The sequence below is a fragment of the Geodermatophilus sp. SYSU D00708 genome (assembly GCF_054050115.1).
Window position 1 is genome coordinate 95,328 of record NZ_JBJGYS010000019.1, and the last position, 6,209, is coordinate 101,536.

Below are 6,209 nucleotides of genomic sequence, written 5' to 3' on the forward strand. Positions count from 1 at the left end.
CGGGCGGCCCGGTTGGATGGGCCCGTGGCGGAGGGCTGGCTGGTCAGGGACGCGACGCAGGCGGACGCCGCCGGGTGCGCCGAGGTCTACCGGCCCTACGTCCGCGACACCGAGATCTCCTTCGAGACCGAGCCGCCGGACGCCGCCGAGATGGCCGCGCGGATCGCGGCCGCCGTCGGCAGGCACGCCTGGGTGGTGCTGGAGGACGCCGGCCGGGTGGCCGGCTACGCCTACGGCGGGCCGTTCATGACCCGGGCGGCCTACCGCTGGTCGACGTCGGTCAGCGTCTACACCGAGCGGGGCCACCGCCGCCCCGGCGCCGGGCGGGCGCTCTACACCGCGCTGTTCGACCGGCTCGCCGCCCGCGGGTACCGGACGGCGCTGGCCGGCATCGTGCTGCCCAACGACGCCAGCGTCGCCCTGCACCGGGCGCTGGGCTTCGCGCCGTCGGGCACCTACCGCCGGGTCGGCTGGAAGCTGGGCCGCTGGCACGACGTCGCCTGGTGCCAGCGACCGCTCGGCGACGCGACCGACGACGACGGCGCGCCGGAACCGCCCCGCTGAGGCAGCCTCGGGCCATGCCGACGCTGGCCGACGACGAGCAGCAGATGGTCGCGCTCACCGCCCGGTTCGTCGACGAGCGGGTGCGCCCGCGGGTCGCCGAGTTCGAGGCCGAGGACCGCTACCCCGAGGAGTTCGTCGAGGAGATGAAGGCCCTCGGCTGCTTCGGCCTGCTGGTGCCGGAGGAGCACGGCGGTCTCGACGTGAGTGCCGCCTGCTTCGCCCGGGTCACCGAGGAGCTGGCGCGCGGCTGGATGAGCCTGGCCGGCGCGATCGGCGGGCACTCGGTGATCGCCTACCTGCTCCGTACGTTCGGCACCGACCAGCAGCGCGCGGCGTACCTGCCGCGGATGGCCGACGGCTCGCTGCGGGCGACCATGGCGCTGACCGAGCCCGGCGGCGGCAGCGACCTGCAGGCAATGCGCACCACCGCCGTCCGGGACGGCGCGGGCTGGCGGGTCACCGGCAGCAAGACGTGGATCTCCAACGCCCAGCACGCCGGCCTGATCGGGCTGCTGTGCCGCACCGACCCCGAGGCCAACCCGCCGCACACCGGCATGGGGGTGCTCCTGGTCGAGCCCGGCGACGGGCTGACGGTCGGCCCGAAGATCCCCAAGCTCGGCTACCGCGGCGTGGAGGCCTGCGAGCTGGCGTTCGACGGCATGCGGGTGCCCGCGGACGCCGTCCTGGGCGGGGAGCCGGGCGCGGGCTGGGCGCAGATGATGCGCGGCCTGGAGGTGGGCCGGGTCCAGGTCGCCGCCCGCGCGGTCGGCGTCGCGCAGGCCGCGCTCGACTCGGCCACCCGGTACGCGCAGCAGCGGGAGTCGTTCGGCAAGCCCATCTGGCAGCACCAGTCGGTGGGCAACCTGATCGCCGACATGGCCACCCGGGTGGCCGCCGCCCGCCTGCTCACCGCCGACGCCGCCGAGCGGCTCGACGGCGGCGCGCGCGCCGACATGGAGGCCGGCATGGCCAAGCTGTTCGCCTCCGAGGCGGCGATGCAGGTGGCCCTGGACGCCATGCGGGTGCACGGCGGCTACGGCTTCTCGAAGGAGTTCGACGTCGAGCGCTACTTCCGCGACGCGCCGCTGATGATCCTGGGCGAGGGCACCAACGAGATCCAGCGCACCGTCATCGCCGCGCAGTGGATCGCCCGGCACCGGATCTGAGCGCCCGGTCGGCGGCGGCCCCGAGCTCGGCGACCACCTCGCCGGCCGGCCGCACCGAGGTCACCTCGTCCACGCCCGTGCCCGCGTAGAGCGCCATCGCGTCGACCGTGCCGGAGACCGCGGCCACCGGCGGCAGGCCCGCCCCGCGGGGGAGGGGCACGTCCTCGCCGCCCCGGCGCACCGTGCCCACGACGTCCCCCTCGAAGACGCCGAGCCGGTCGACGGCGGCGCGCAGCACCCGGGCACGGGGGCTCGTCGCGCACACCGGGCACTCCACGGCGAACGCGCCGGTGATCACGGTGGAGTCGGGGCCGGCCGCGAGCACCGCCCGCTTGTAGCTGCGGTGGGCCGCCGACTCCTCGGTGGCGATGAACAGGGTGCCGATCCGGGCGCCGTCCGCCCCGGCGGCGAGCACGGCGGCCAGGGCGCGGCCCGACGCGATGCCCCCGGCCGCCAGGACCGGGACGCGCACGGCGGCCAGCACCTCGTCCAGCAGCACGTCCAGCGGCTGCGTGCCGCGGACGTGGCCGCCGGCCTCGATGCCCTGCGCCGTCACCAGGTCGCAGCCGGCGTCCTCCGCGGCGCGCGCCTCCTCCGACGAGCCGACCTGCCAGCCGACCAGCGCCCCGGCGGAGTGCGCCAGCTCCACCAGCCGCCTGCGCGGCCTGAGCCAGGAGAAGTCGACCAGCCGGACCCGCTCGGCGGCGGCGGCCACCGCGTCCTCGTCGACGTCCTCGGTGGGCAGGTTGACCGCGAGGACGCCGGAGGTGCGCGCCCGCGTCGCCTCCACCGCGCGCACCACCTGGTCGGCCGTCATGCCCAGCGCACCCAGCGTCCCGACGGCGCCGGCCCCGGCCACCGCGGCGACCAGCGCCGGCCCGGCCACCGGCCCCATCGGGGACTGCTGGACCGGGACGGAGCAGCCGGTGAGCTCGGTGAACCGGGTGGTGACCATGGCGCCTCCTCGTGCCGCGCCGGGACCCGACCGTGCCGCCCCCCGGGGACGCCGTCCAGAGCCCTTGGTCGGCAGTGGACACAGGCTTCCCTTACCCGAGATACTAGGACGTCCAACTATCTCGGCCCGGCGACGACGCCCGGCCGCAGCCCTGGGAGTGGCATGCCCGGCACGCCGTCCGACCTGCACGTCCCCGCCCACCCGGTCCGGTTCGTGACCGCGGCCAGCCTCTTCGACGGGCACGACGCGGCGATCAACGTGATGCGCCGGCTGCTGCAGAGCCAGGGCGCGGAGGTCGTGCACCTCGGCCACGACCGCAGCGTCGACAGCGTCGTCCGGGCGGCGCTGGAGGAGGACGTGCAGGGCGTGGCCGTCTCCTCCTACCAGGGCGGCCACGTCGAGTACTTCACCTACCTGAAGGAGCGGCTGGCCGCGTCCGGCGCCGGGCACGTGCAGGTCTTCGGTGGCGGTGGCGGCGTGATCGTGTCCGAGGAGATCGCGCTGCTGGCCGAGCAGGGGGTGCGCATCTTCAGCCCGGACGACGGCCAGCGCCTCGGCCTGCCCGGGATGGTCAACGAGCTCGTCCGCGCCTGCGACGTCGACCTGGCCGCCGACGGGCCCGACGTGGACGCGCTGCTCACCGGGTCGCCGGCGGCGCTGGCCCGGGCGATCACCGTGCTCGAGACCGGGCGCGACCCCGAGCTCGCCGCGCGGGTGCGGGAGGCCGCGGCCGGGCGGACGGTGCCGGTCCTGGGCATCACCGGCACCGGCGGCTCGGGCAAGTCCTCGCTCACCGACGAGCTGCTGCGCCGGCTGCGGCTGGACCAGGAGGACAAGCTGCGGGTCGCCGTCCTGGCGATCGACCCGACCCGGCGGCGCGGGGGAGGGGCGCTGCTCGGCGACCGGATCCGGATGAACGCCCTCGACACCGGCGACGGGTCGCACACCTTCTTCCGCTCGCTGGCCACCCGGTCGGCCGGCGCGGAGACGCCCGAGCACCTCGACGACGTGCTGTGCGCGGTGAAGGCGGCCGGCTTCGACCTGGTGGTCGTGGAGACGCCGGGCATCGGGCAGGGCGACGCCGGCATCGTGCCGTTCTCCGACGTCGCCCTGTACGTGATGACGCCGGAGTTCGGCGCCGCCTCGCAGCTGGAGAAGATCGACATGCTCGACTTCGCCGACGCGGTGGCGATCAACAAGTACGAGCGGCGCGGCGCCGAGGACGCCCGCCGTGACGTGGCCCGCCAGATGGTGCGCAACCGCGAGGCGTTCGGGCAGCCGTGGGAGCAGATGCCGGTCTTCGGCACCAGCGCCGCCCGGTTCAACGACGACGGCGTCACCGCGCTCTACCAGCACCTGCTCGGGTTGCTCGCGGGCAAGGGGCTGCCGGTCGGCGCCGGGGTGCTGCCGCGGGTGGAGGTCAAGGCGTCGTCCGGGCTGACCTCGGTCGTGCCGGCCCAGCGGTCGCGCTACCTGTCCGAGATCGCCGAGGCCGTGCGCGCCCACCACGCGGCGACCGAGCAGCAGGCCGCCGTCGTCCGCCGCCGGCAGTCGCTGCGCGACACCGCCGACCTGCTGGGCGACGACCAGGCCGGCGGCCGGGTGCGGGAGCTGCTGGAGGCCGCGGACGCCGAACTGCTCCCCGAGGTGCGCACGCTGCTGGAGGAGTGGCCGGCCCGGGTCGAGGCCTACTCCGGCGACGAGTACGTCTACTCCGTCCGCGACCGGGAGGTCCGCACGCCGCTCACCCGGGAGACGCTGTCGGGCAACGCCGTCCGCCGGGTCGCGCTGCCGAGGACGACCGACGAGGCCGACCTGCTGCGGTTCCTGCGGCGGGAGAACCTGCCCGGCTCCTACCCGTTCACCGCCGGGGTGTTCCCGTTCAAGCGGGCCGGCGAGGCCCCCGCCCGGATGTTCGCCGGCGAGGGCGACGCGTTCCGCACCAACCGCCGCTTCAAGCTGCTCTCCGCCGGCAACGAGGCGACCCGGCTGTCGACGGCGTTCGACTCGGTCACCCTCTACGGCCGCGACCCCGACCCGCGGCCCGACGTCTACGGCAAGGTCGGCACCTCCGGGGTCTCCATCGCGACCCTGGACGACATGCAGGTCCTCTACTCCGGGTTCGACCTCTGCGCGCCGACGACGTCGGTGTCGATGACCATCAACGGCCCGGCGCCGACGATCCTCGCGATGTTCCTCAACACCGCGATCGACCAGCGGCTGGCCGCCTTCCGCGCCGAGGAGGGCCGCGAGCCCGACGCGGCCGAGGCCGACGAGATCCGCGCATGGGTGCTGGCCAACGTCCGCGGCACGGTGCAGGCCGACATCCTCAAGGAGGACCAGGGCCAGAACACCTGCATCTTCTCCACCGAGTTCGCGCTGCGGTGCATGGCCGACATCCAGGAGTGGTTCATCGACCACGGGGTGCGCAACTTCTACTCGGTGTCGATCTCCGGCTACCACATCGCCGAGGCAGGGGCGAACCCGATCAGCCAGCTGGCCTTCACCCTGGCCAACGGCTTCACCTACGTGGAGTCCTACCTCGCCCGCGGCATGGCCATCGACGACTTCGCGCCGAACCTGTCGTTCTTCTTCTCCAACGGCATGGACGCCGAGTACTCGGTGATCGGCCGGGTCGCCCGCCGCATCTGGGCGGTCGCGATGAAGGAGCGATACGGGGCCAATCCCCGGTCGCAGCAGCTGAAGTACCACGTGCAGACCTCGGGCCGGTCGCTGCACGCCCAGGAGATGGACTTCAACGACATCCGGACGACGCTGCAGGCGCTCTGCGCCATCTACGACAACGCCAACAGCCTGCACACCAACGCCTACGACGAGGCGGTGACCACGCCGTCGGAGCACTCGGTCCGCCGGGCGTTGGCCATCCAGATGATCATCGACCGGGAGTGGGGGCTGGCCGGCAACGAGAACCCGCTGCAGGGGTCGTTCGTCATCGACGAGCTCACCGACCTGGTGGAGGAGGCGGTGCTGGCCGAGTTCGACCGGATCGCCGAGCGCGGGGGCGTGCTGGGCGCCATGGAGACCGGCTACCAGCGCGGCAAGATCCAGGACGAGTCGATGCTCTACGAGCACCGCAAGCACGACGGCAGCCTGCCGATCGTCGGGGTCAACACCTTCCTCGACCCGCACCGCGACCAGACCCCGCCGAAGCCGCTGGAGCTGGCCCGCGCCACGGAGGCGGAGAAGCAGTCGCAGCTGCAGCGGCTGGCGGACTTCCACGCCCGGCACGCCGTCGAGGCCCCGGCCGCGCTGGCCCGCCTGCAGCGGGTGGCGATGGAGGGCGGCAACGTCTTCGCCGAGCTGATGGACGCCGTCCGGGTCTGCTCGCTGGGCCAGATCTCCGACGCGTTCTTCGAGGTGGGCGGCCAGTACCGGCGCAATGTCTGATGGCGCCCCGGGGGGGGGGGGGGGGGGGGGGGGGGGGGGGGGGGGCGGGGGGGGGGGGGGGGGGGGGGGGGGGGGGGGGGGGGGGGGGGGGGGGGGGGGGGGGGGGGGGGGGGGGG

Annotated in this window: 4 protein-coding genes; 3 read left to right on the forward strand and 1 reads right to left on the reverse strand. The window is 74.7% G+C overall.

Going from position 1 to position 6,209, the window contains the following annotated elements:
- Positions 1-24: 24 nt before the first annotated feature.
- Both ACI79D_RS16730 and ACI79D_RS16735 read left to right on the forward strand, forming a co-directional pair.
- On the forward strand, positions 25-564 hold the full coding sequence (locus ACI79D_RS16730; protein WP_456919572.1) for an N-acetyltransferase family protein: 540 nt from the start codon (positions 25-27) through the stop codon (positions 562-564).
- A gap of 14 nt (positions 565-578) precedes the next feature.
- A complete protein-coding gene (locus tag ACI79D_RS16735) occupies positions 579-1,730 on the forward strand; it encodes an acyl-CoA dehydrogenase family protein (RefSeq protein ID WP_456919573.1) in 1,152 nt (383 codons plus the stop codon).
- On the opposite strand, the gene ACI79D_RS16740 is transcribed toward ACI79D_RS16735, so the two are convergent.
- A complete protein-coding gene (locus tag ACI79D_RS16740) occupies positions 1,693-2,685 on the reverse strand; it encodes an NAD(P)H-dependent flavin oxidoreductase (RefSeq protein WP_456919574.1) in 993 nt (330 codons plus the stop codon). The genes ACI79D_RS16735 and ACI79D_RS16740 overlap by 38 nt on opposite strands.
- Positions 2,686-2,847: 162 nt before the next feature.
- Between ACI79D_RS16740 and icmF the strand changes: the two genes are divergently transcribed.
- Positions 2,848-6,093 carry a fused isobutyryl-CoA mutase/GTPase IcmF gene (gene icmF / locus ACI79D_RS16745; RefSeq protein ID WP_456919575.1) on the forward strand — a complete coding sequence of 1,082 codons (3,246 nt, stop codon included), beginning with the start codon at positions 2,848-2,850 and terminating at the stop codon, positions 6,091-6,093.
- The last annotated feature ends 116 nt before the right edge of the window (positions 6,094-6,209 follow it).

What these genes read in the sequence shown, in the direction of transcription:
- ACI79D_RS16735 (WP_456919573.1), top strand. Translation starts at nt 579, where the DNA reads ATGCCGACGCTGGCCGACGACGAGCAGCAGATGGTCGCGCTCACCGCC.
- ACI79D_RS16740 (WP_456919574.1), bottom strand. Translation starts at nt 2,685, where the DNA reads ATGGTCACCACCCGGTTCACCGAGCTCACCGGCTGCTCCGTCCCGGTC.
- icmF (WP_456919575.1), top strand. Translation starts at nt 2,848, where the DNA reads ATGCCCGGCACGCCGTCCGACCTGCACGTCCCCGCCCACCCGGTCCGG.